Source organism: Bacillus cereus group sp. MYBK139-1, from assembly GCF_051916915.1.
Lineage (GTDB): Bacteria > Bacillota > Bacilli > Bacillales > Bacillaceae_G > Bacillus_A > Bacillus_A pacificus.
Genome location: NZ_JBQAHO010000001.1, coordinates 651,310 through 675,544, shown reverse-complemented (window position 1 = coordinate 675,544; position 24,235 = coordinate 651,310). Strand labels below are relative to the sequence as shown.

The window sequence follows — 24,235 nt, the reverse complement described above, 5'->3', positions numbered from 1 at the left end:
TCTATTTTCAAATCATTTGATGATTAAATCCGCCCTATCCTTCGGCGATTCCATCTCTAAGTAATAATCCTCTGCTTTCCAATACCTATTTTGAAACTTCGAAAGTTTCTTTTGGGTCTCTTCGCTTTCCCGTAGAAACCGTGTCTCTCTTGGAAAATCCAAGTACACCATATAATGAAAGAAATCTCTCCATTCTTTTCGCTGTAGAAAAACACCTTCAATTACAATTACGCCTACTATGGGAATCTGTACTTTTTTCATTTCACATGAGTCTACCTCATCATTATAGAACGGTAATTTCAGCCTCGTTTCATTATGTAACTTTTGAAAAAACTTTTGCCGAAGCCACTCAATATCCCATTGCAAATAATAATACTCATACCATTCTTCAAATCCGGTATCATAGCGTTTATTACGCTCCACTATATGATCATCAATATGAAAAATATGAAACGGAATGCTTTCCTGTTTCATATTTTCCTTTAAATTTGCAACAAATGTTGTTTTTCCTGAACGACTTAAACCATCTATCCCTAAAATGAATCTATTTTTCCTATGTTTCTTCATAATAGTTATAAGTTCGTTTGTACTCATTATTTCTTCCACTCTTCTTTTAATAAAGAATACAAAATCGTATCATGCGCAACTCCATTTTGAATCATATGTTTTCGAAGTAATCCTTCTTCTTGAAATCCTGCTTTACTTAATAATTTTTGAGAAGCTTTATTTTCTACATATACAACAGCAGCAATTCTTATAAGTTGCAACTTTTCAAACCCGTAAGCTAAAATCGCCTGTAACGCTTCCGATGCGTATCCTTGTCCCCAATATGTATCGTCTAATTCATAACCAATTTCAGCTCGCTTATGATGATGGTTAATTAAATGAAAACCACACGTTCCGATTAATTGGCCCGTCCCCTTTTTCTCTATTCCCCAGCGAAATACACTTCCCTCTTCATAACGATTTTTAAACGTTTGAATCGTTGTTTTCGCTTGCTCAATATTTTCGAAAGAATCCATTCCGAAATAACGTATAACAGATTCTTTTGAAAAATAACGGAACATCGTTTCTGCATCTAACAGCGTTAATTCTCTTAATTGTAAACGTTCTGTTTCTAGTTTCGGAAACCCCATCTCTTTTTCTCCTTCTATTCTAATGAACTGCAAATTTCAATATAATTCCCATCTGGATCAGCAATGTATGCAATTGTTTGTCCCCACGGCTTTACAATTGGTTCAACTAAAATCGTAATACCTTGTTCTCTAAATTGCTCAATCGCTTCTTCTACATTTTCAACAACGAATCCTAATTCAAAATGAGAAGATTGTAACTCACCTTCTGTAAGTGGTAATCCTGTTAATTCTTTCACGTCTTGCCGCGTATTCATTGCTAATATTGTAGATCCCGTATTAAATTCAATATATGTACCGTGCTCTGCTTTTATAGGCAACTGTAAAATATCTTTATAGAATTTTAAACATTCCTCAAACTTTTCTACATATAAAATGATGTACTTCATTTTTAAATTCATTTTACTTCCCCCTTTATATCCATCCCTAAAATTTCGACAAAAGTCTCATAAAAACCTTGTTTCCTATAGTAGCGAGCACAAAAAAAATGAGGCCGATTTCTCGGCCCCCCAGCTTATTGGCATAAAACAGGAGATTTGGTTTGGACATAACCAGTTCGTACTCTTATTATATTTTATTTTTTCTGAATTTTAAATACATTAAACACCTATTTATATTGAGAAAGTTTTTTTGTTTGCATAAAATTAATAAGTTTAAGAAATGCTACAAATGGAGGTGTATACATATGGAACCAATGCTATGTCCAAGTTGTAAAACGAACCGCACTCGCTTTAATATTCTTGAGCAACAAGTAAAACCCGTTAAGTTAAATCCACAAACTGGTCAAGTAGAAGAGGAATACACAAATGAAACGATGAATGCTTTTCATATGGCCTATCAAGGACCTACTTACCGTGTCCAATGTGCTGTATGCGGACTTGTTGAAAATCCTGAACAATTTATTAAACCTGCTCAAAATCAGTCTTTCTAATAAAAACATGATTATCCCTTGTAGAAATAGATTTTTCTATAGGGGATTTTTTCTTTAAATACGGTAATAAAAAACGTATCTCTTCCTTATTATATGTTAAACTTTACACTCTTTTATTAATGTTCATAAAAGGGTTATTTATCAAGTAATATTAATATACAAATAATTTTAACTGGTGATTATTATTGAAAATCATTTCTTTTTCGTTTATGATTTTTTCAGTTTAATTACTTGTGTTGCAAATGGTATTTCTACAACAAAATTATAAAGTTTTTATTATGTAAAAAAGAGTGAACAAATTATGTTTATATAAAGACAAAAGAAGTTGATCCCGGTATCTCCTCTTCTCTCATCAACTTCTTTTAAACTCTACTTTTTATTATAATATTTCACTTTTTAATTTCTTAATTTTCCAAGTGAGTCTTATAAAGAAGTATATCCACATACAACCTGTAAGACCCGTCATAGCTTTCGCCCACATTGGCACTCTTGATTCCATCGGGCTTATAAATAGATTGTACATTGATGGTAATATAGTTGCTAACATAATAACAAAGAATACTAATAACTGATTTAGTTTTTGTATTCTCGTCTCCTTTTCTGAGTAAATATCAGGCAATTCATTTACTTCTTCTACTTCTTTACAAAAATAATTCCAGCTTGTGAAACTTGTTACGCGTTTCCAGCCTGACATTTCGTATATTTCGAAATACTCTTGTTGTTGTTCTTTCGAATCTCTATAAACCAATCTAAAATCAGCTTTGTATATTACATCTTTTGGCTCCGTTTTCTGAAACGTATATATTAAATTATATTTTTGTAATGCCCAACCTTGCTGATGCATCTTTCGTAAAAAAGCTTCTTCTTTTTCTAAATTCCATGCCGTAAAAAACTTAAATACTCTTTTTGCCTCCATCTTCCATTCACTCCCCTAATATACTATTTCCATTCCTTACAGATCTCTGCAATCTGTTATACTCGAGCTCCAACACTTCTCTCCCAAACGGCGTTAACTCATAGCACTTCTTTCTATCTGTAGAAGCCACTTCAACTATTAACTTCTCTTTTAGTAACTTCGTCGTATTCCCGTATAAAGTTCCAGGACCGAGCTTTACTTCTCCATTTGTCATCTCTTCTACCAATTGCATAATTCCATATCCGTGCATTGGTTTCACTAGGGATAACAATATGTAATATGTCGCCTCAGTTAACGGAATATATTTTCTCGCTTTCGTATTCATTATAACCACCTCTGATACATCGCTTTATGATATATCGACTTACGATACATCGTATACCGATATTATATATTCACATTCCAAAATATGCAAGAATATAATTTAATAATTGAATATTTATTTCTTTGAATTGAAAAACCGTATAAATTTTCTGAATAATTTGTTAAAATATAGAAATATCCGTTTATATTTTGAAAGGAATGATACATATGATAAATAAATTGAAAGAAAATATAGGATCAGTTTTTGTAGGTAAAGAAAATGTTATAGATCTATTAATTGTTTCCTTGCTTGCTGACGGTCATGTACTTCTTGAGGATGTACCTGGTACTGGGAAAACGTTACTTGCGAAAACACTTTCAAAAAGTATTGGTGGTAATTTTTCTCGCGTTCAATTTACACCCGATGTACTTCCGAGTGATGTGACAGGTATTGAATACTTCAATCCGAAAACGAGCGAATTCGAGTTAAGACTAGGACCAGTCGTGGCAAATATTTTATTGGCAGATGAAATTAACCGTGCAATGCCAAGAACACAGTCTAGTTTATTAGAAGCGATGGAAGAACGACAAGTGACGCTTGAAAAGCAGTCAACTCCTCTTCCAAAACCGTTCTTTGTTATTGCGACGCAAAATCCAATTGAATCACAAGGAACGTTCCCTCTTCCAGATGCACAGCTTGATCGCTTTTTAATGACAATTTCTATAGGTTATCCAAATCCTGAAGATGAACTACAAATGATGCGACGTTTCCGTAACGACGCACCACTAGAAAGTGTCACATCTGTTATTACTTTAGATGATATTTTAGAGGCACAGAAACGAGTAAAAAAGATTTTCATATCAGAACCGTTAGAACATTACATTATTAAACTTGCTCATGCTACAAGAAATCATGATTATATCGCTAACGGTGTAAGTCCACGTGCCACATTAGCTTTAGTACGTGCTGTTCAAGCTTTAGCCTTTTTACGAGAGAGAGAATATTGCACACCAGAAGATATACAATTGTTAGTTCCTTCTGTTTGGAATCACCGTATCGTCTTATCAATGGAAGGCGCATTACGTACGACAAAAAATGAAATGATGCAAAAGATTTTAAAAGAGGTTGACGTACCAGTGGAGATTGAACAAACATGAATGGACAGCGCGTTGTAACTGTACCTTTATTTTTTCAACTTCATATTATTCAACTATCTGTGCCAGGCGCGATACTATTTACATTTTTTATGCCGCAACGAATCATTATGTTTTTCTTTTTCTTCTACTATTTATTTGCGATTTTCATTTATAAATATGTCGCTTACATAGAGAAAAAGTTTCAAGTAATAAATGAGAAACAAACAACTCGGCTTTTCCCTGATGAATCTGGACAGTTTTTTATTCATTTAAAAAATGGAGCAAATATACCACTCGTTAATGGTGTTTGTTATTTTCATTTAGATCCGTCCCTACTACCGAATAAAGATCAAGGAATTGAACAAATATCAAAAACACTATTCTCTTTTCCATTTTCACAACCTGCTCATTCAGCGCAAAAATGGGATTTATCATTAACCGCTACGAAGCGTGGCGTGTTTCAAATTGAACAATTCGAATGTGTTTTGAAAGATCCTTTTCATTTATTATCTGTACATTTACCTGTATTTGATAAATTAAGAACTGAAATTATTGTGTACCCTTCTCCTAAAGAAGTAGCAGGTTTGCAAGAACTTCAGCAACTTTTAAATGGATCTTATCGAACCAATTTTTCTTTTTACAATGATGAAACATCTATTATCGGTGTGAAACGATATGAACGTGAGTCTTTCCGTTCTATTCATTGGAAAGCATCTGCTAAAATGCAGGAATTACAGGCGAAGCAATATGAACCTGTAAAAAATTATAGTTGGACGATCTGTCTTTCTTTAGCTGCTGATCGCGGGTTTGGTTGGAAAGATAATATAGAAGATCTTATTTCATTTGCAACATACATTTGTCAATACGCTACGAAGCATCAAATACCGTTTGAATTATTTATTAGTATATTAGCTGAAGGTGGTCCTCTGCACTTACCATTAAATGAAGGGCAAACTCATTACGCAAAAGCTTTAGAGGAATTGGCACGTATTTCAGACGATAGCACATTAATTCCGAAACAAGGATTTCTCCATTATACAAATAGAAAAGGAGAACGATCCTCTACAATGATTTACATCGGCTTGCAGAAGAATGACCTCTCTCTTCTATCGCAACCTACGTTTCTCATAAATAACGAAGGGATGGTGGAAAAGCTTGAAAACTTGGCTCTATCACGTTAATGACTTTATTCTGCTGCTCCTCCTTTCGTTATTAACAGAAAGGGACGAACTTGTTGCTGTTGTTATATTTTTAGCAACAGGCTATATTGGTGTATTTCTTATTCATATATTAATGAAGAAAAAAACAACAGGATTTGTCATACTGTTAATAACTCAAATAATCGGTTGTTCTATTTTTCTCCCTTTCTCTCTATTTGGCACAATTATGTTACCGCTTTTCTTCTTTATCGTACATGTAGTTGGACCAGGATACCCAGTTCAAAAATCGTTAGGTGGTATTGTTTGGTTTGGTGTTTCAGCTATATTTTATGCTCCTTTTCCACCACTCGGGAAACTATTACTATTAGTTATACACATTATGATTACATTTTGGTTAACTGGGGCAAATCGTAATCAACAGTTATTACGTTTCGCTTCTATTATTACGATTGGTGTAATGAGTATAGTACTTATTCAAGTGTTTCCTTTCATTCGGCTTGTTTTTTCATTTATCATAGAAGCAGTTGCATTAGGGTTCGGATACGCTATTAATCCATTATTTTCAGCAGCCGCGTTAAAAGAAACAGATGATTTTTGGTCGAATAAAGGAAATCTAAAAGATCCTACAATTAAGGATGGATTGGAGCCACGTCCTTTTGATCCAACTCTTATAAATAGCATAACCATAATAGCCTGTGCAGCCATTGCTATTTATGTCGTTTGGAAAATAATAAAAAAACGAAAACAATTCAGTTTACCAAATATACCTGTCTTTGAATCTACTATCATCACTGATAAAGAAGGCATGAGCCAAAAACGTTTGAAACGAAACAAACCGCCACATAACGAAATTCGAAAAGAGATTTTTAAGCTTGAAAGTAAGTTAACTCCCCCTTTAAATAGAAATCGAGGAGAAACTATTGAGGCATGGTTAGATAGAATAAATAGTGAAGAAGATGTAAATATTCAGAGTCATATTATTATTAATGCTTATAATACAGTGCGTTATTCAAATGAGGAAAACATCGTACTTTTGCAGGAATTTAAGGATGAAATTCATAAGCTTTACATGTATCAGAAGGATTTAAAGAAAAGGAAAAAATAATACAACAAAAAGACTCCTATTTTCATAGGAGTCTTTTTATACTTCTACGTTACTTTTTAAATTGAGGCGTTTTTCCCTGCTTCAATCTCTAATGACTCTTCATGCCACCAAAGTGTTTCTTCAGGGTCTTCTTTAGCGATTTGGTGTGCTTCTTTTTTCGTTTCTACTGTAGGATATGAACCTTTTAGCGCGCGTCCTGATGTTGTAACGAATAGAACACTAAATACGACTAATCCAATGATACTTACACCTGTTAAATAAAATGCCGGTGCTAGCGGGTTACCAGTCGCATGAACTAAGTATGAACATACAAGTGGTGTTGTTCCACCGAATATTGATACAGAAATATTAAATGAGATCGAAAGTGCTCGATAACGTACATCGGTGAAAAAGAGTGATGGTAATAATGACGGTAATGTTCCTTCATACACACTTAGGAAGAAACCTAATATGAAAATACCTGCAAATATAGCGGCAATATGTCCGTTACCAATCAGTAAAAATGCTGGAATTGCAAATACAGTTAAACCAAGTAAGCCGATTTGCACGACGCGTTTATTACCAATTTTATCACTTAATTTACCGAAATAAAGTGCTAGCGGAATCATAAGTGCCATCGTAATTGAAATAATTAATAAGCCCGTTGTTTCTTTGACTTTAAGTACTTGAGTTAGATAAGAAGGAATATACGAAAGAATCATATAATTTGTAATATTAAAGAAGGCGACAATTACTGTGCTTAATAAGAAGTCTTTTTTGTGATATTTCATAATATCCATAAATGAAAATTGTTCATTGTCTTCAGATTCCTCTTGTGCTTTTTCCATCTCTTCAAAGATGGGAGATTCATCTAAATGACGGCGTAAATATAAACCGACCAAGCCAATTGGTGCAGCTATTAAGAAAGGAATACGCCAGCCCCAGCTGAGCATTTGTTCATCTGTTAACAATAACGTCAAAATGGTAACAATTACCGAAGCAGCAATGTAACCTGAGAGTGTTCCAATTTCAAGACCACTACCGAGTATACCACGCTTTTTATCTGGAGAAGATTCTGCGATATAAACCATTGCACCTGAATATTCGCCGCCTGTAGAGAAGCCTTGAATCATTCGGGCAACTAAAAGTAGTATTGGTGCCCATACACCAATTTGTTCATAGGTTGGTAGTAATGCGATGAATAATGTAGAAAGTGCCATTAAAATAATAGTAGTACTTAACACGATTTTTCGGCCGTACTTATCTCCTATTCTACCAAAGAATACACCTCCGATTGGTCGAACGAGAAAGGCTGCAGCAAATGTACCAAATGTAAGTACAAGTTGCAATCCACTATTATCAACACCTGAGAAGAATAATTGACTTAAAATTACCGCTAAATACGCGTATAATCCGAAGTCAAACCACTCCATTGCATTCCCTATACCAGTAGCAACTACTGCTTTCCTGGCTTGTTTAGGATTGACAATATTAACGTCTTGAGGTTCAAAATTTAAATCATTATTTTGTTGCATATAATAAAACAGCTCCTTATTTAATTTAACTTCTTTAAGCACACCTTCTCTTATTGAATAAAATTAATTCGAAGCACTTAAGGAAAATTAACGTCTCCTTATCTGTTATTATTGTTTCACATAATTAATTATTTGTCCAATGAGATGCTCTCTATGTTAAGTAATTTACTATTTTAAAAAGCTGAAGAAGCCGCTAAAATAGCGGCTTCTTCAGCTTTTTATATTTTTTTATATTTTTTTAAATACTTGCTATAGCAGCTATGTTATGAACACAAGAAATAAACTCATAAGTGAATGCGTCAATTTCCTCTTTCGTAATAATATACGGCGGAAGTAATCGAATAATATTCCCTTGTGTTACATCGACTAACATTCCTTTATTCATTAACTCAATCTGTAATTTCTTCACATTTTCATTCGTGTCATTCACACTTATCCCAAACATCATCCCCGCATGACGCACTTCCTGAATATAATAAGAATTTTCTTTCTGAATGTCTTGCAGTTTGTCATTCAAATATAGTGACGTTTCATATGCTTCTTGCATTAACCCATCGTCAAGTAATGTATTTAATACAGTTAAACCTAAAGCCGTTCCCATTGATGAATGAGCAAATGTGGTGCCGTGATCTCCTGGTGCAAATACATCACATAACTTTTCACCTACAATAATTCCACCTAGCGGTATCCCGCCTCCTGCTCCTTTACCAATTTGAATAATATCTGGTGTAATATTGAAATTTTGATAAGCGAATAGTTTTCCTGTTCTCCCCATACCACTTTGAACTTCATCAACGATAAGTAGTACATTATATTTCTCACATAAGTTTTGAACACCATGTAAATATTCACCCGATAATGGATAAATTCCCCCGCTTCCTAATACAGGTTCTAACATAATGGCAATTGGATTTTCATGAATTATTGTCTCTTCTAATTGCTCTATATTCTCGCGCTCAACTTCATATACCGGGATCGATGTTTTAGGAAAATTTTGATATACACTTTCTTGTCTCGTAAAATGAAGTGCTCCTAACGTACGCCCGTGGAAACTGTTTTTCAGTACTACGATTCCTTCACGTTCTTCATGCGTAATAGCTCTATATTTATCAATTAATTTCAACGTTGTTTCTGTCGCTTCCGTACCAGAGTTTGTAAAAAAGACCTTTCCGTTTTTTAAAGAGCAATCAACTAATTTCTTTGCATACTCAATTGCAACTGGGTTTAAAAAATGAAACGGTAGATGCAACGACTTCGTAACTTGATCCATTGTCGTTTGCACAATTTCCGGATGATTGTATCCTAATACATTTACGCCTACACCAGAAAATAAATCTAAATACTCTTTACCATCCACATCATACAGCTTACACCCTTCTCCTCTTTCTATCGCAAGCTTTGTACGACAGTACGTTGACATCATATACTCTTTATCTAATTGAAACCAATCCGACATGTTAAATTCCTCCTAGTTATTTTCCCTGTTTTATTTCTGTTCATTTTCTATAAAGTCATGTATATATTCATTTTTTAGATTGAAATTTTAATAGTAATGTTCTTCCCGATATTCATTTTTCCATAATTTCTTCTATTTCAACAGGTCCACTACATACGCGTTTTTCTCATCTAGCGGTCTGTTACTAGTTTGAACTTTGCGTGGTATACATAATCAATGCTATAAAATCATATTTAGTAACAATGGACAAAAAAGATTTGGAGGCTATATTGATGGATGAAAACTATGATAAACAGAGGCAATCTTTACTAAGGAAAGACTTTAATGATAATGGAGAACGTAATGAACAAGCTATACTTCACTCTCAAACAGTTGGTTCACGTGGACCTATTCTAGAGCAAGATAGTGTGCTTCACGAGGCGTTACAACAATTTATTCACGAAAAAATTTTAGAAAGACCTGTTCATGTAAAAGGATTTGGTGCGTTCGGTTATTTTCAAACGATCTATCCAATGTCTGAACATACGAAACTAAGTTTTCTACAACATTCTAATGGGAAAGTTCCTGTTATGGTACGATTTTCACTAGCTGTTAGTACGAAAGGAACACCTGATACTGCTAGAAATGTACGCGGTTTTTCTACAAAATTTTATACAAAAGAAGGTATTTTCGATCTATTATGTAATCACATTCCTGTCTTTTCTGTTCGCGATCCAATGCGTTTCCCTGAAACAATTCAAGCGTTGTCACCTTCACCTAAAAATAACTTAATAGACCCTAATAGATTTTGGAGTTTTGTCGCTAGAGCACCTGAATCCATACATTTCGTTGTCCGTTTGTACTCTGATAATGGTACGGCCAAAAGCCTTCGCCGCATTCCAGGACATAGTGTAAATACATATGTTTGGAGAAATGCAGAAGGCAATCGAAAGTATGTAAAGTATCATTGGTACCCATTTGAAGGTGTACAATTCATTACTAGCGAGGAAGCAAATAAACTGGCTGCTGAAAACCCAGATTATAGCGGGAAAGATTTATATGATGCAATTGCAAATGGTAAACCAGTGGAATATGGTTTATATGTCCAGCTCATGGACCCGAAAGATGAAGCGCATCTTTCTTATGACCCTCTAGATGATACAAAAGTATGGGATGAAAAGGTGTATCCTCTTATACCCGTAGGTAAAATGGTATTAAATAAAAACCCTGAAAATTTTATGGAACAAATAGAAAAAGTCGCTTTCTCCCCTTCTAATTTACTTGACGGTGCTGAATTATCAGATGATAAAATGTTGCAAGGACGTGCGAACATTTATAGTGATTCTCAAAGAAGACGAATTGGACCTGAATTCCGCAAATTAACGATTAACCAACAGCAAAATTGGACACCTGCTAATCAAATAACGAGCGGTGACGGAAGGTACGTTGATGGTAAACTTGAGAGAACTTCTATTTCGAAACAAGATGACTTTACGCAGGCTGGTGAATTTTATGCGAAGTTAAAACCGATAGAAAAAGAACATCTTGCTGAAAACTTAGCTAGTGATTTAAAGGTTATATCCGATGATATTAGGAAGATCGTTTTAGGGTATTTTCATAACGTGTCTATTGATTTGGTGAAGAGGATTGAAGCCGAAATAGAAAAATAATAAGAAGTATGTACACATCGACTTTTATTCATAAAAAGAGCCATTTATCTAACCCTTTTTAGTCAGCTAAATGGCTCTTTTTTTATTTTTTCACCACATTATATCTTTTCAAAACTACACTTCCGAATTTATTAAATATCCGATCCATCAAGAATCCCATCAATCCAAGAATAACAAGGCCGACAAAAATCCAATCTGTTTTGAAATATAACCTTGCATTCCAAATCATATAGCCAATTCCTTCATTAGCTGCAACCATTTCAGCTCCAACAATGGCCATAAATGAGGATCCCATCGCAAGCTTTGCCCCAGTATAAATATAAGGAAGTGCAGCAGGTATAATGACATGGAACATAATTTGCCATTCTGATGCTCCCATACTTCTCGCTGAACGAATTTTATCTTCTTCAACAGCTTGCACACCGGTAATTGTGTTAATTGTCACGATAAAGAAAGTTGCATACGTAATGAGGAAAATTTTAGATTGCTCTCCAATACCAAACCAAAGCATAAATAATGTTATAAAGGCAAGAGGTGGAATAAAGCGAATAAAATTGATAACTGGATCAAATAGCGCTCTTAACCATGGGATTCGGCCAATTAATAACCCTACCGGAATAGCTACAAAATTCCCTAAAATCCATCCAGCTATTACTCTTAAAAAACTAACTCCTACATATATAAATAAGGAACCATTTTGACTCAGTTCAATTGCTCCATACAAAACTGCTATCGGACTTGGCAAAAATTGCGGATCAGAAAAACTCGCCACAGCACTCCATATTGCAAGGATAAGTATCCAAGCGATAATTCCACTTTGTAATAGCTTCTTTTTTAAACCAGTCTTGAAATTATTTGTTTCATAAATAGTATCTTTTCTTGCACTCTCATCTTTCAATGCGCTCATATTGGGACCTCCTTTCAATCAAAGTGTGATTGGATCATTTGATAATAGTAATTAAATTCTTTATCTGTAAATGTTCTCTGATACGGTAGTGGAATATCGTAAATCTTTTCAATTTTTGAAGAAGGTCCTTTAGACATTACCCCTATTCTTTGCCCAAGTAATAGAGCTTCCTGAATATCATGAGTGACAAAAATAATCGTTTTGTTTGTTTCTTTCCAAATTCGAATTAACTCTATTTGCATCGTTCTTCGAGTCATTGCATCGAGCGCTCCAAATGGTTCATCCATTAATAAAAATTCCGAGTCGTTGGCTAAAACACGTGCTAATTGGACTCTTTGTTTCATACCTCCAGAAAGTTCTCTTGGATATTTTCCTTCATGCCCATCTAGCCCAACTAGTTTTATATAATAAGAGGATATTTTGTTTCGAGTCTGCTTTATCATTTTTTTCATTTTCAAACCAAATTCAACATTTTCTTTAATTGTTAGCCACGGAAAAAGTGCTGCGTCTGCTTGTTGAAAAACGACACCGCGATTTCTGTCCGGCTTTTTTATTTCTTCATCATTTACCATAAGTTCTCCTGATGTTTTTTCAACAAATCCAGCAATCATACTGAGTAATGTAGATTTTCCGCATCCGCTCGGGCCAAGTAATATAAAAAATTCACCATTCCCAATTGTTAAATTTACATTTTCTAAAACAAATTGTTCATTATTAAATGATTTAGATAACCCAGAAATAGAAATGGCTACAGGAGATTTCAATACTTCTTTTTCACTTACTGTACTCACCATACTTCACTCCTATTCTATTTATAAGTAACAGATTCAGGGAAAGCTTTCTTTAGTGATTCAAGATCAATCTTATCTTTCAATTCATATTTATCTTTCAGCTTCCCTTTTTCTTCTAACCATTTTTTCATATCTTCTAGATGCTTAGCATCTTCTTTAGTAAATCCAAGAACATAGTTCTGTCTTTCAATATCTTTTAATGCGTCTTTCTCTGGTAGTTTCAATTGTTCAAAAGCAAGTTTTGCTGTTTCTTTTTTATTGTTTTCTACGTATTTTATGCCTTCAGAAAGAGCCTTAAGTGCATTTTCAACTGCTTTTGGATTCTTCTCGACAAATGATCTTTTTGCTAGTAAATAGCTGTCAATTGTAACGCCCGCACTTTCTAAATCACCTAATTTTGTTACACCTTTTATATTTTTAAATTTATCCTTTAACGCACCAGAACTCCAAACAGCATCTATATCACCATTTTTCATCCCTACAATAGCTTCGTCTGGTGTACTATATGGAACGAAGGTAATATCCTTTTCATTAATATGTTTCGCTACCAAATATTTCGCCCAAACATACTCCGTTACAGTCCCTTTAGGTACGCCTAACTTTTTACCTTTTAAATCATTTTCTGTTTTAATTCCCTCTCTAACTAGAAGCTCATTGTCTTTTGATGATTTTTCATTTCCTCGCGTAAGTGTTGAAATTACGACCATATCCCCTTTTCCTAACGAATTTAAAAGCGCATAATCAGCAGCAAGACCTGTATCAGCTTGTTCGGTTAATACCGCATTTACTGTATCAATTCCATAAGCAAAATTTGATAGTTGAGCTTTAATACTATTTTTCTCAAAATAACCTTGTTTCTCGGCAGCTCTAAACTGAAAAGAACCACCCGCCGCTGTATCTATAGCCATTTTCACCGTGGCCGTTTCTTTCCCATTACTTTTCGTCGTTCCCGCACTTTCTTTTGAAAAGCTTGAGCACCCTGCGACAGCTAAACTAGTAATCATTGATAAACTTAAAAATAAAGGCTTTAATTTCACCATTTATCACTCCTCCATAACAATTTGTTCAAACTTGAAGCGGGATTTTATTTCACCACAATATTACGTTAAATTATTACAAATAAAGAAATGGCAACATTTTGTCATATAACGAACCTATCAAGTTCATTTTAATAAGTGGGGGGAAATTACTCTCCCCACACTTTAATTTACTAGCGTTAATCTCGTTTTTTATTTATTTCTTCCAATGTCGCTACACAAAAATCTCCGGTGCCGTAAGATATTGTCCCTTCGACTGTCACAACGGATTCCGTACCAGCTTCTGCAGCATTTGGTACTCTAAATGCTGCTATATCAAGGGGAATAATTTCTTTCTCCTCTGGTTTTTCTAGTTGAGGTACCCACTCATACGGTACACGATACGCACGGTAAACCATATTTGAGTTTCTGTTATTTTTATATGGTGAAATATATTCCCATACAAGCTCATGCTCACGAGTAACTTCAAAAATCCGACCATCTGCTCCTTCAGTAATCAATGTATTTCCGTTTGGTAGCCTTTGGGCAGAACTAATATATGGACTGTAAAATCGATATGAATCTAAAGGAGCTTGATATCCAGCTTCAGTTGGCGTATATTGCCATTCAATTTCTAAAGTTACTGGATTAATTTCTAAAATCCTCGAGTGATCACGAACAGCATTTTTGGAACCGTATGGAGATGCAGGATTTGGAAGACCGTATCCTGCCCAACCACCATTATCAAATACGAGTAAATTCCCTTCTCCAGGCAATCCTTTCGGAATGATATGTGCATGATGTTGTCCAATGATCCATCCTAAATGCTTAACATCTGGGCTAGAATAATCAGGACCGAGTTTCCAAACTATATTTCCTGTCTTTTTATCAATAATGGCAATTATATTTGACTCCCTAGCATCCCAAATAATATTTTCAGGATGAAAACGTTCATCTCCTTGATCATAAAACTTATTCGGACCAATTGTAGACATAGAATTGATATGCATCCAATCTCCATCCGAATTACCACCAAAGGATCTAATATTAGGATTACGGAATAGTACATTTTTAGCACTTTCATCAAATCCAAGTTCTTCAAAATGATCACTGACAGCCCATTCCCAAATAATATTCCCTTTCCAATCTACTTCAATAATTACATCATCTAATAACGGCTTATCGGAGATATTCGGATTATGTACATTTTTATGCGCTAAAATTAGCGTATTTCCACTTTCTGTTTTCGGCTCTAATCCTGGCGCATAGTACCCGACAGGATTTCCTTCCCGTTGGTAATCATGATGAGCTCTAGCCATCCACTGCGAGGCATGTCCTGGGTCTTCAATATGTTCCAGACGGTTAAATTTCCAGACGATGTTTCCTTCCCAGTCAACTTGAACTAAATCGACTTCATCCTGAAAACCAAACTCAGGATCTCTTTGTGCTGTATGACCAAAAACATATCCGCCTGGTAACACCTTGTTTGGAAATCCCCGTAACCCTTTCCATAAGTGTACTTCTTTCCCATTCATATCAATTAATAAAGCACCATGATCTGCAGCTTGATAAATTGTATAACCACTCCAAGCTTTCCCGGGATTATATACTGTTGCCCCTGTTGGATAAATTGTTGGATGTCCCATTCTTTCCACTCCTATTCATATTATCATTTTTTGAATTTTCAGTCCTTAATAACTAGACTAATAGCATTCTTCGTTACTCCTCCCTATTCTCATTACTTAGTTTCATAATCGTATGAGAAAGTTGTTCTAAATTATGGGCTAAGCGTTTAAAAACTTCGGCCTGCACTTGTAATTCTTCTGTTGAAAATCCATCGAATAAAACAGACATAAAACTTGTTCTTATATTATGATTTCGCTTTATAAATTTCAGGCCATCTTCAGTAATATCAAGTAAAGTGATTCGTCTATCTTCCTGATGACGTTTCCGAATAGCCAGGCCTCTTTCTTCTAACTTATCGCATAATGCCGTAATCGCTCCTGATGTCAAATCCAGTTCTTCTGCCAAATCAGTTAGACGTTGCTCACCATCTTGAATAATTTTGTTTAATATTAAGAAGCCCGGCAACATAATACCTTCAATCTTAATTTTGTCGCGTTCCTTCACAAATTTACGGACCATTTTACGAAACAACCAATCTGTTTCTTCAATTAATGTTGGCATCGTTTTATTCATATCTCCTCCGCTCCTTGCTCTATGAATAATACAAAAAGGCACGAACACATTTCAAAATTTCGAAATGTATACGTGCCTTTGGTTATCCAATCAGCTATTCAAATTGTTTTAGCATTAAAATAATGAGTGGTAAAATAAGTAATATCCACATATTAATCCATCAATCCCTATGTGTCAAGTTGGTTTTTAAAATATATTCTCGCTAAACATTATTTTTAAGATTATTATTATGAATGGAAATGCATTCATAATATAAAACTCCCCCACTATAAATAACTACTAAAGTGGAGGAGTTTCTTCTATAATTGCTTTATCAAATTCACCGGCGAAGCAACTACCCTTCCACTTTTTACGTCATATAGCCCTATAGGCGTTACCCGTATAAAAGGCAAGTGCGTTGCAGAAAAGAATAAAATTGTAAATGCTGGATCATCATACGCGTAGCCACGCTCTTGTAGTAATTTCACCATCTGTTTCTCTTCCTGTATTAATTCACTCATTTTTAAATTAGACATAATTCCGAGCAATGGTAATGCGATTTCATGTAATACTTCATTCTTCTCAGCTATTACCATTCCCCCGCCAAGTTCTTTTACTCTATGAAAAGCTATAAGCATATCTTCTTTTCTTTTTCCGATAAGAATGATGTCACCTGTACCAGAATAAGAGCTAGCAAGCCCACCTAGTTCTTTCGCAAAACCTTTCACAACTGTATTCACTCGCCAACTGCCATCACGAGCAATCATCATAAGGAAACATTCATCATGATCTGTTGATAATTCATTACATTCTATGTTGATTTTACTAGTATATGGTTTTGTAATAACGTTATTTAATAAGTGCATACCCGTTTTATTAGAGAAAATCATATCTTCTTTTTCTATGGACCAATCTAATGATAATGGAGTTACTTTACATTTACCCCAGTCTATATGTAATGCTTCATGTGTATTTACACCGTCACGCTTCACCCATTTCCCCTTTGCAATAACGCTCGTTGGTACTGGGTTTTCTTTACTTTCTAAAATATTGATATTAGCAATTCTACCTGTCCCAATCGAACCATGTATATGCTCCATATTATAATAACGAGCAATATTATAACTTGCCATATGATATGCATCTATTACTGGAACACCTTGCTTTATAGCAGTAGTAATCATTATATTCGTCATTCCGTTTTCATAAAAGGACGGGTGAGAACCATCTGTTGTGAAAATGAATCTATCAAATTGCTTCACACCTAATTCCAGTAATTCCTTCAGTAAAACTTCTAAATCTGGTCGGATCGAAGAGTTTCGAAGAGAGACAGTGTAACCTTGCATAAGACGTGTTAACGCCTCTTGACCCGTCATCGCTTCATGATCACAGTCTGTACCTAACAGTTTTAATTTTACTAACGTTGCTTCTGATGCTCCTGGAAAATGCCCTTCTACTTTTTTCTGCAATCGCTTCGTTTCCTGCACCCAATTTAACATTTCATCATCGCCATGTAATAGTTTTGGCCACGCTGTTAGCTCTCCTCCTTGAAGAACTGCTTCATGCTGTAGCCATTCTATTATTTCTTCACTATTAAATAAAGATTCCCCATTTTGCAATTCAGTTTGTCCATCAAAACGGCACCACCAATACATACTAGCTGGAAGCTTTTCAAATTCATCTAATAAATGAAATGATTCTTCACGCTTTAATGTGAAAAATAGAGTTAAATTATCATTAATAAAAGTTGTTGTCCCGGATTGCATCGCATGATTCGCTAACGTCTCTGGGTTATATAATTGATATGGATGTGCATGCGGTTCTATGTAACTAGGAACTACATACTTTCCATCACAATCAGTAACTTCACATTCATGTAGTTGCTCTGGTAGTTTTTCACCTACATATATAATACGGTCATCATAGATCCAAATATTCGCTTGCATCCATTCACGTATATAGGAATTTAAGTATGTTGCATTCTTTAATAATTTGTGTGGACTTCTTGTACCGTCTATTATTTCAACATGTTCTCGCAATTGCTTGTTACTCCATCTAAACTGATTTTGTCCCAATGTATTTCACTCCAATGCTATATTAGTTAAGTCAAGAAATAATTAATCAAATAAATCATTTTTCATTCAAGCCCACTCAATACGTATCCCTATTATATTTAACAATTACAAAAATAACAATTTTCAGAATAACATTCGTTTTATTGTTCACTTCTTCCTCATTTGAACATGAACATTTCTGTGAAGTTGTTTTACTGGATTTGAAAGAATAATGAATATTACGTAAGAGCAAAAACGTGTCACCTTAATACGATGGCACGCTTTGCATTTTACATTATGATTAGTTTATACTATTTCGGAGCTGATTGATAAAGGCATAGGCTGCATTTGAAAACACTTGATTCTTTTTCCATATAATATTTAAGTTTGCTTCTAATTTAGGTTGTAATGGTTTAAAACAAAGTTTACTGCTTGTATATTTATTTTATCACTCTTGTTAAAAATTTTATTTCTCCTTGTGAGAAGAGAATGTGCCTATATATTTTTCTATACAGCAATAAAAAGACTTATAGAATGATTCTATAAGTCTTTTACTATAAGGAATTAACCTATACCCATCGATTAACAAATCCAAAAACCAAAAGATTCGCGATGAATAAATTTCTAATAAATCACTATTCTCTCTAATCATCAAAAAGTTCACAACAGTTGAGCAGTTCCTCTTACTACCTCGTAGCCAAAATATATTCCAAACAGAATTAAAACAATGCCTGCTACTATAGAAATCCATTTCATTACTGTATGATTAATAAATCTTCTACCAAAATGAATAGATGTAGCCATAAATATATCCCAAAGCATAATCCCAGCAAAAATGGCTGCACTATACCATAAAGCTTGTTCTTTTCCAATAGTATTCATAGCACTAGTTAGAACTGATCCATATATCCCTATCCAAAAAATAATATTTAATGGATTAGAAATTGCGATAGCAAACCCCGATAGAAAAGATTTTAAAGGATGTTCTTTTTCACCTGATGAAATATATTGAACTTGTTTAGTAGCTTCCTTCATACTTTCATAGCCTAAATAAATCATCGTTACAAAACCAAAAATCCAAATACAAAGTTGAGCAACTGGAGTTGTTAAATAAGTCGAAATACCAAAGTAAATTAAAAACATCATTACAACATCTGCTGACATTGCTCCAACTCCTACTAACCATGCACTCAAAAAACCATTTTTTATTCCTTTATTTATTTGAGCAACATTAATCGGACCGACTGGTGCAGACAATGAAATCCCTAATAATATATAACTAAATATCATGCTAATCATTTTTCTTCAACCCCGTAATAGGACATCTCATTACACTTTCTTCATTTGTTTCTGGTAGCATATATTGTTTCCATTCAAAGGTTTCTTTTATTCCGTAATCCCCTATATCTGGATGCATTGGAATATCATCATATGCTAACAAACGTTTTCTAATCACTTTCCTTACTTGTTTCCCTTGTTTTGTATCACCTGTAATATCATCTAGAGTACCTCGAGGTTGTAACGTAATTTCAAGGCCGGTTCCTGTATATCTACTTTTTCTCTCAGAATATATTGGAGCCCTACAAACGACAAATATAGGTTCACCACCAAAACAAAATTCCCATTTAGCGTTATAAGGATCTATTGGTATTTCTGCATTCCATGGCTCCGGATCATTTTTCATTAAAAATTGTAATACATTCCAAAATTGTTTTTTGTATTCTTCAGCCAGTAATTGTTTATTAGATGGTTTAAAAAATATTACTAAAGTAGTTCTCTTTGCAATTTGTTGATATGTTTTAATATATTCATAAATCCCATCTCTTAGTTTGAACAATTCATTTTCATCATAAGCCGATTCAGAAAATATATATCTAGACCAACCATGTTTCTCAGAATCTACTGCAAAATAACACGGAAATGGTTTAGAGTGATCTAAAATGCTATCGTGAAAATTATTGAAAGATATAGTTTTCCACTCATCTAAAATCCCTTTATTTTGTTCTTCAATTATTCTCTTTTGATCATATAAATACATTTTTGTAGTTGGCATTACTAAAATCCCCCCTAATATATTTATGATTTTTTCTCATATATTAAAATATTATTCTCAACAATATTTAAGATTTTATTTATACTTTTTATAGGTATTTCAATTGTTATCTCAGGTATACCGGGAGATAACAAAAATTTATTATAGTTATAAATTTTTCGATCTATAATAAGTGTGATTTCATCTGAATAGCCAAATGGAGATACACACCCTGGAACACAAGAAGTTTTTTCTATTAACTCCTCGGCTGAACAAATAGAAATCCTTTTTCTAACCAAATTTTTCATAAGTTTTGAATCTAATTTTTCTCCTTCAACAGTTACAAATATGTAATAGTTATTTGATTTATCTTTTAAAAATAAACTTTTACTGGGTACACCTTCTAATTTAAACCTTTCTCTAATTTTTCTATCTGTTTCATAATCTAATATTGGCTCATATGTATATTGTTTATACGATATAGCTGCTTCTTCTAACAGTTCTACTACTTGTTTATACATATTTATCCTCCCCTTTGATTTCATTACACAATTTGAAAAGATAGCCTTTTCTATTGCTGTTCCCGCTCCCTATTCTTTTTCACAATATATTCAATTATAGTTTACGACACAATTGAATTTGAAATAAAATACATATTTGTAACATAAATGGAATTAAAATATAAAACCTATATTAATCATTATTTCCATAATAGTCAATCATTTTTATGCAAATCATAATTATCTATGTTTGTATACTTAATTCTATTTGTTATTAATTCATACGATAAAAGTACCTTATTATGTAAATTACGGAAATGCATTTAAATATTTTTCAACAAAAATCAGAATTTACTTATTATTAACTCCGAAATCTAGAACTACTTACCTTTGTATGTTTCAATATTTTAAAAATGTAAAAGTCACTATAAATAAGAAATATCAAATAAATATAATAGATTTATAGTAAAATGAAGAAATTCAAATACATCATTACTTTTCTTGTTACAGCACATAAAAATCCCGAATCATGGGAAGTAAATTGCTCATGATTCGGGATTTTTTAAGAGTATATTTTAATAACAATTAAATCACATACAAATCCTTATATACCTCTATAGTAGAACTCTTTTCATCTATTATTTATTAAATTCAACTTGCATCATTTTATTAAACTGTGTAAGAATATCAACCGGACCTAAAGAGTTAACATTGACAGCAAATGTATGCTTGCCTCCAATTACTCCACCAGCAAAAGTCATAAATCCAGGAATTGATCCTCCGTGCCCCCATACTGAGACACCATTTGGAAGTTTAGTCTCATAGATTCCAAGACCATATCCATCACCAACCCCTTTTCCTTCTACAGGAACTGTAGTAAGCATTTCTTTTAGCTCGCGTTCCTTCAGTAACTTACCACCGAGTAAAGATGAAAAGAACTTGTTTAAATCATCAGCATTAGAAATCATATCTCCAGCTGCATTAGCTAAACTCGGATTATAATACGTAATGTCTTTCAACTCGCCTGTTTCTTCCATTTTCACATATCCACGAGCATGATTCTTTCCTGGGATGACGGGTGAATTTCCTGGTAAAAACGTATTTGACAAATCCAAAGGTTCAATAATTCGATTTTCAATTTCTTCCGCATAACTATTACCAGTTATTTTTTCAATTAGCATTCCCAATATTACATATCCTGTGTTTGAATACAACCAGTCTTTGCCCGGCGAGAAATCTGGAGGCAGAGAAAGGCCTATTTTCACTATTTCTTCTGCTGTATACGTTTTTTTCGAATTCATTACGTCAGCGTCTTTTGATTTTAAATATTCAGCGATGCCACTCGTATGATTCAAAAGTTGTCGTATCGTAATTTCATTTCCATCATACCCATTTCCTTGTACGAGACCCGGCAGCCACTTTTCAATTGGATCGTCAAGTTGTACGCGATTTTCTCCTACTAATTGAAGGACAGTCGTGGCGGTAAAAGTTTTCGTCACACTACCAATCCGAAAGCGATAATCCGATTTCACCGGTTTCTTTGTACTTAAATCCGCCACACCAGCAGTATAACTATTAATTTTCCCTTTATTAGACGTCTTAGCTAATACCCCTGGCGCCCCAATTTGTATAGTTTCCTGCATTACTTGTTTCCAACCATTCCGATTCTTTTGATTAGGTTCTTGTGAAGAATTAGAAATATTTTGAGTAGACTCTGCATTTACAGTAAAACCTGGTGTGAATAGAGTGGTACCCACTAATAAAACTGTCAAACTCGCTAACTTCATTGAATTACGTTTTTTCATAAGATTCTCTCTCCCCTATTCATATCGTATTGATTCAAGCTATACTTTTATCCTATATGATAAAACTCTCTTTTTTCTTATCCATTCCTTACGAAATACTTACTCTTAAAATTTAACAACAAGAAAAAAGTAATGTATGAAAATAAAAGAGAACGTGTTTTCAATTTATGAAAACACGTTCTCTTACATATTTAAAACTCTATACCATTTTTTTAGTTTATTCACTTTTACCATCCTGCACTAGCGTTCATGCCATTTCCGATAATAGAAAGTAATAGTGGCCATAATACTGGTCCTAACGTAAGCAGTACATTTAGAAGTATAAGTATTCTATATCCACCGGTGAAATTATGATTTTTACGATTAACAAATACGAGACTGACTAATGATAGTATAGTCGTTAAAAATAACACTAACATTACCAACCAATACCACACCATTAAACTGAGACTCCATGGTGTTAATAGCTCGTGTATGATGCAAAATGAAATTCCTAACACAGCAAAACTAAAGCTAGTCACCGATGTTTTTATAAGCCATTTATTTATTTTTTTGTCGTATGTAGTTTTACAATATAAATCTATTAAAATGAATAAAGATAAATATGCCATTAATACGCCTATCCAAGACAATAACCAGTCTCCGTCCCCTTTGAATAATAAGAACAGCAACCAACACATACTTACTGCAGAAAAAACAAAGGAAATAAGTATGCTTTTTAATACCGATTTCATTACATGTTCACACCCTTAAAAAACTTAAAAATTAATTATAATTTATAAAAATTAAGTATAGGTTAACATGTAATGAAGTATAAGTAAATAATGTTAATTTTGTTTACCTATTTAAATACGGTTTCATATAAGAAAATAATTCATGTTAATCAAATTTTCGTATAAAAAAAGAAAAGGTAGATATTTATGTATCCCCTTTCCCATCTCCCTCTACCCACTTCATTATTTCTTCCACATCTAAATCCGTATACGTCTTTTCCCCATAACGAACAGACTCATATAACGGGATAATATCCCTTGTTCTACAAATTCTTTTTAACCATTGTTGCATCGTTTCATAGGACCTTCTCTGTTCATGAAATGGTAATGTTCTTTCCCATTCAACTAACGTTTTCCTTATCGTATCTGGCGGTAACGGCTGTTCTAACTGATGAATGACTTTCTTGTTATTTTCGGTTTTTACCATATTTTCTTTTGTTACCGATTTTTTCTCCTGTTCTATTTCTGGTTTTGTTACCTTTTTCCTAACGGATTTATAAAGAAAATATATAATTATCCCTGCAATCATTACATAAAAAACTATACTAATCCATGAATTTGAAAGCACATCACTCCATGAATTCTCCCGTTTGAAAAGCGGGATTTTCCTATTTATTTTCGTTCTTGTATCTACAACTCCTGTTTCTTCATCTATAATTCTTTCAGGCTCATCAAACTGTTCGTTTATACTAGTAAAATCATAATTTCTTTCCAACATTGTCTCCGTCTTATTAAAAAAACGTTCTTTTACTATGTCTTGCACATACACAACACCTTGTGATAACGTTATTGCACTAATCGCAAAGAAAAGTATGATTAAAGCTCTTACACTCCACAACTCCACTTTCATATGCCGCGCTTTATTAACCATGACA

The 24,235-nt window shown here is 33.7% G+C and carries 24 protein-coding genes; 5 read left to right on the top strand and 19 right to left on the bottom strand.

The window, feature by feature from the left end; translation table 11 throughout:
• Positions 1-12: 12 nt before the first annotated feature.
• From ACTFRS_RS03375 to ACTFRS_RS03365, 3 genes are read right to left on the bottom strand one after another with little or no spacing between them, the layout of a single operon-like run.
• Positions 13-594, bottom strand: a complete 582-nt coding sequence (locus ACTFRS_RS03375) for a kinase (RefSeq protein ID WP_139865960.1) — start codon at positions 592-594, stop codon at positions 13-15.
• Positions 594-1,136, bottom strand: a complete 543-nt coding sequence (locus tag ACTFRS_RS03370; protein WP_242293261.1) for a GNAT family N-acetyltransferase — start codon at positions 1,134-1,136, stop codon at positions 594-596. Before ACTFRS_RS03370 ends, ACTFRS_RS03375 begins: the two co-directional genes overlap by 1 nt.
• Before the next feature lie 14 nt (positions 1,137-1,150).
• Positions 1,151-1,534, bottom strand: coding sequence for a VOC family protein (locus tag ACTFRS_RS03365; RefSeq protein ID WP_242293262.1), 384 nt, complete (start codon positions 1,532-1,534; stop codon positions 1,151-1,153).
• Positions 1,535-1,818: 284 nt separating this feature from the next.
• On the opposite strand from ACTFRS_RS03365, the gene ACTFRS_RS03360 reads away from it, so the two are divergent.
• Positions 1,819-2,064 carry a hypothetical protein gene (locus tag ACTFRS_RS03360; RefSeq protein ID WP_000433609.1) on the top strand — a complete coding sequence of 82 codons (246 nt, stop codon included), beginning with the start codon at positions 1,819-1,821 and terminating at the stop codon, positions 2,062-2,064.
• A 379-nt stretch (positions 2,065-2,443) separates the two neighbouring features.
• Here the strand turns inward: ACTFRS_RS03360 and ACTFRS_RS03355 are convergent, their stop codons facing one another.
• Positions 2,444-2,980 carry a DUF2812 domain-containing protein gene (locus ACTFRS_RS03355; RefSeq protein WP_242293263.1) on the bottom strand — a complete coding sequence of 179 codons (537 nt, stop codon included), beginning with the start codon at positions 2,978-2,980 and terminating at the stop codon, positions 2,444-2,446.
• A 7-nt stretch (positions 2,981-2,987) separates the two neighbouring features.
• Positions 2,988-3,305, bottom strand: coding sequence for a PadR family transcriptional regulator (locus ACTFRS_RS03350; protein ID WP_001092635.1), 318 nt, complete (start codon positions 3,303-3,305; stop codon positions 2,988-2,990).
• Positions 3,306-3,511: 206 nt separating this feature from the next.
• Between ACTFRS_RS03350 and ACTFRS_RS03345 the strand changes: the two genes are divergently transcribed.
• Genes ACTFRS_RS03345 through ACTFRS_RS03335 form a run of 3 tightly spaced genes read left to right on the top strand, consistent with a single transcriptional unit; the run spans position 3,512 to position 6,685 of the window.
• On the top strand, positions 3,512-4,441 hold the full coding sequence (locus tag ACTFRS_RS03345) for an AAA family ATPase (RefSeq protein WP_242293264.1): 930 nt from the start codon (positions 3,512-3,514) through the stop codon (positions 4,439-4,441).
• Complete coding sequence (locus tag ACTFRS_RS03340; RefSeq protein WP_242293265.1) at positions 4,438-5,601, top strand: DUF58 domain-containing protein; 1,164 nt, start codon at positions 4,438-4,440, stop codon at positions 5,599-5,601. Before ACTFRS_RS03345 ends, ACTFRS_RS03340 begins: the two co-directional genes overlap by 4 nt.
• On the top strand, positions 5,576-6,685 hold the full coding sequence (locus tag ACTFRS_RS03335) for a DUF4018 domain-containing protein (protein WP_242293266.1): 1,110 nt from the start codon (positions 5,576-5,578) through the stop codon (positions 6,683-6,685). The genes ACTFRS_RS03340 and ACTFRS_RS03335 overlap by 26 nt, the downstream gene beginning before the upstream one ends.
• A 56-nt stretch (positions 6,686-6,741) precedes the next feature.
• Here ACTFRS_RS03335 and ACTFRS_RS03330 read toward each other — a convergent pair whose 3' ends face one another.
• Positions 6,742-8,199 carry an MFS transporter gene (locus ACTFRS_RS03330; RefSeq protein WP_001186944.1) on the bottom strand — a complete coding sequence of 486 codons (1,458 nt, stop codon included), beginning with the start codon at positions 8,197-8,199 and terminating at the stop codon, positions 6,742-6,744.
• 238 nt (positions 8,200-8,437) lie between these two features.
• Positions 8,438-9,655 carry an aspartate aminotransferase family protein gene (locus ACTFRS_RS03325; protein ID WP_242293267.1) on the bottom strand — a complete coding sequence of 406 codons (1,218 nt, stop codon included), beginning with the start codon at positions 9,653-9,655 and terminating at the stop codon, positions 8,438-8,440.
• Positions 9,656-9,927: 272 nt separating this feature from the next.
• Between ACTFRS_RS03325 and ACTFRS_RS03320 the strand changes: the two genes are divergently transcribed.
• Entirely contained in the window at positions 9,928-11,304 is a 1,377-nt protein-coding gene (locus ACTFRS_RS03320) for a catalase (RefSeq protein ID WP_139865968.1), read from the top strand.
• An 82-nt stretch (positions 11,305-11,386) separates the two neighbouring features.
• Here ACTFRS_RS03320 and ACTFRS_RS03315 read toward each other — a convergent pair whose 3' ends face one another.
• The 12 genes from ACTFRS_RS03315 to ACTFRS_RS03260 all read right to left on the bottom strand — a co-directional run bounded on the left by ACTFRS_RS03315 (position 11,387) and on the right by ACTFRS_RS03260 (position 24,231).
• Positions 11,387-12,211, bottom strand: coding sequence for an ABC transporter permease (locus ACTFRS_RS03315; RefSeq protein ID WP_242293268.1), 825 nt, complete (start codon positions 12,209-12,211; stop codon positions 11,387-11,389).
• Positions 12,212-12,225: 14 nt separating this feature from the next.
• Positions 12,226-13,005: an ABC transporter ATP-binding protein gene (locus tag ACTFRS_RS03310; RefSeq protein ID WP_139865970.1), complete on the bottom strand. Its 780-nt coding sequence runs from the start codon at positions 13,003-13,005 to the stop codon at positions 12,226-12,228.
• A 14-nt stretch (positions 13,006-13,019) separates the two neighbouring features.
• Positions 13,020-14,042: an ABC transporter substrate-binding protein gene (locus tag ACTFRS_RS03305; RefSeq protein WP_000239836.1), complete on the bottom strand. Its 1,023-nt coding sequence runs from the start codon at positions 14,040-14,042 to the stop codon at positions 13,020-13,022.
• A gap of 176 nt (positions 14,043-14,218) precedes the next feature.
• Positions 14,219-15,664: an aryl-sulfate sulfotransferase gene (locus ACTFRS_RS03300; RefSeq protein WP_000509958.1), complete on the bottom strand. Its 1,446-nt coding sequence runs from the start codon at positions 15,662-15,664 to the stop codon at positions 14,219-14,221.
• Between the two features lie 73 nt (positions 15,665-15,737).
• Positions 15,738-16,217 (bottom strand): MarR family winged helix-turn-helix transcriptional regulator, encoded by a 480-nt coding sequence (locus ACTFRS_RS03295; protein WP_070806360.1) that lies wholly within the window; start codon positions 16,215-16,217, stop codon positions 15,738-15,740.
• Positions 16,218-16,516: 299 nt separating this feature from the next.
• Positions 16,517-18,271: an adenine deaminase C-terminal domain-containing protein gene (locus tag ACTFRS_RS03290; RefSeq protein ID WP_242293269.1), complete on the bottom strand. Its 1,755-nt coding sequence runs from the start codon at positions 18,269-18,271 to the stop codon at positions 16,517-16,519.
• 639 nt (positions 18,272-18,910) lie between these two features.
• Complete coding sequence (locus ACTFRS_RS03285; RefSeq protein WP_242293270.1) at positions 18,911-19,549, bottom strand: LysE family translocator; 639 nt, start codon at positions 19,547-19,549, stop codon at positions 18,911-18,913.
• A complete protein-coding gene (locus ACTFRS_RS03280) occupies positions 19,542-20,303 on the bottom strand; it encodes a YqcI/YcgG family protein (RefSeq protein ID WP_139865971.1) in 762 nt (253 codons plus the stop codon). Before ACTFRS_RS03280 ends, ACTFRS_RS03285 begins: the two co-directional genes overlap by 8 nt.
• Positions 20,304-20,326: 23 nt before the next feature.
• The gene (locus ACTFRS_RS03275; RefSeq protein ID WP_242293271.1) at positions 20,327-20,803 is read right to left on the bottom strand and encodes a YbaK/EbsC family protein; all 477 of its coding nucleotides are present in this window, start codon (positions 20,801-20,803) and stop codon (positions 20,327-20,329) included.
• A gap of 617 nt (positions 20,804-21,420) precedes the next feature.
• The gene (locus tag ACTFRS_RS03270) at positions 21,421-22,587 is read right to left on the bottom strand and encodes a serine hydrolase domain-containing protein (RefSeq protein ID WP_139865973.1); all 1,167 of its coding nucleotides are present in this window, start codon (positions 22,585-22,587) and stop codon (positions 21,421-21,423) included.
• A gap of 227 nt (positions 22,588-22,814) precedes the next feature.
• Positions 22,815-23,321 carry a DUF3902 family protein gene (locus ACTFRS_RS03265; protein WP_139865974.1) on the bottom strand — a complete coding sequence of 169 codons (507 nt, stop codon included), beginning with the start codon at positions 23,319-23,321 and terminating at the stop codon, positions 22,815-22,817.
• A gap of 184 nt (positions 23,322-23,505) precedes the next feature.
• Positions 23,506-24,231, bottom strand: coding sequence for a signal peptidase II (locus ACTFRS_RS03260; RefSeq protein ID WP_139865975.1), 726 nt, complete (start codon positions 24,229-24,231; stop codon positions 23,506-23,508).
• Positions 24,232-24,235 lie beyond the last annotated feature (4 nt).

Bases quoted from the DNA above. Each gene is read 5' to 3' on its own strand.
- ACTFRS_RS03340 (WP_242293265.1), top strand. From the start codon at position 4,438: ATGAATGGACAGCGCGTTGTAACTGTACCTTTATTTTTTCAACTTCAT.
- ACTFRS_RS03350 (WP_001092635.1), bottom strand. From the start codon at position 3,305: ATGAATACGAAAGCGAGAAAATATATTCCGTTAACTGAGGCGACATAT.
- ACTFRS_RS03325 (WP_242293267.1), bottom strand. From the start codon at position 9,655: ATGTCGGATTGGTTTCAATTAGATAAAGAGTATATGATGTCAACGTAC.
- ACTFRS_RS03355 (WP_242293263.1), bottom strand. From the start codon at position 2,980: ATGGAGGCAAAAAGAGTATTTAAGTTTTTTACGGCATGGAATTTAGAA.
- ACTFRS_RS03300 (WP_000509958.1), bottom strand. From the start codon at position 15,664: ATGGGACATCCAACAATTTATCCAACAGGGGCAACAGTATATAATCCC.
- ACTFRS_RS03320 (WP_139865968.1), top strand. From the start codon at position 9,928: ATGGATGAAAACTATGATAAACAGAGGCAATCTTTACTAAGGAAAGAC.
- ACTFRS_RS03360 (WP_000433609.1), top strand. From the start codon at position 1,819: ATGGAACCAATGCTATGTCCAAGTTGTAAAACGAACCGCACTCGCTTT.
- ACTFRS_RS03295 (WP_070806360.1), bottom strand. From the start codon at position 16,217: ATGAATAAAACGATGCCAACATTAATTGAAGAAACAGATTGGTTGTTT.
- ACTFRS_RS03370 (WP_242293261.1), bottom strand. From the start codon at position 1,136: ATGGGGTTTCCGAAACTAGAAACAGAACGTTTACAATTAAGAGAATTA.
- ACTFRS_RS03270 (WP_139865973.1), bottom strand. From the start codon at position 22,587: ATGAAAAAACGTAATTCAATGAAGTTAGCGAGTTTGACAGTTTTATTA.
- ACTFRS_RS03345 (WP_242293264.1), top strand. From the start codon at position 3,512: ATGATAAATAAATTGAAAGAAAATATAGGATCAGTTTTTGTAGGTAAA.
- ACTFRS_RS03315 (WP_242293268.1), bottom strand. From the start codon at position 12,211: ATGAGCGCATTGAAAGATGAGAGTGCAAGAAAAGATACTATTTATGAA.
- ACTFRS_RS03375 (WP_139865960.1), bottom strand. From the start codon at position 594: ATGAGTACAAACGAACTTATAACTATTATGAAGAAACATAGGAAAAAT.
- ACTFRS_RS03280 (WP_139865971.1), bottom strand. From the start codon at position 20,303: ATGCCAACTACAAAAATGTATTTATATGATCAAAAGAGAATAATTGAA.
- ACTFRS_RS03265 (WP_139865974.1), bottom strand. From the start codon at position 23,321: ATGAAATCGGTATTAAAAAGCATACTTATTTCCTTTGTTTTTTCTGCA.
- ACTFRS_RS03330 (WP_001186944.1), bottom strand. From the start codon at position 8,199: ATGCAACAAAATAATGATTTAAATTTTGAACCTCAAGACGTTAATATT.
- ACTFRS_RS03275 (WP_242293271.1), bottom strand. From the start codon at position 20,803: ATGTATAAACAAGTAGTAGAACTGTTAGAAGAAGCAGCTATATCGTAT.
- ACTFRS_RS03310 (WP_139865970.1), bottom strand. From the start codon at position 13,005: ATGGTGAGTACAGTAAGTGAAAAAGAAGTATTGAAATCTCCTGTAGCC.
- ACTFRS_RS03305 (WP_000239836.1), bottom strand. From the start codon at position 14,042: ATGGTGAAATTAAAGCCTTTATTTTTAAGTTTATCAATGATTACTAGT.
- ACTFRS_RS03365 (WP_242293262.1), bottom strand. From the start codon at position 1,534: ATGAATTTAAAAATGAAGTACATCATTTTATATGTAGAAAAGTTTGAG.
- ACTFRS_RS03260 (WP_139865975.1), bottom strand. From the start codon at position 24,231: ATGGTTAATAAAGCGCGGCATATGAAAGTGGAGTTGTGGAGTGTAAGA.
- ACTFRS_RS03285 (WP_242293270.1), bottom strand. From the start codon at position 19,549: ATGATTAGCATGATATTTAGTTATATATTATTAGGGATTTCATTGTCT.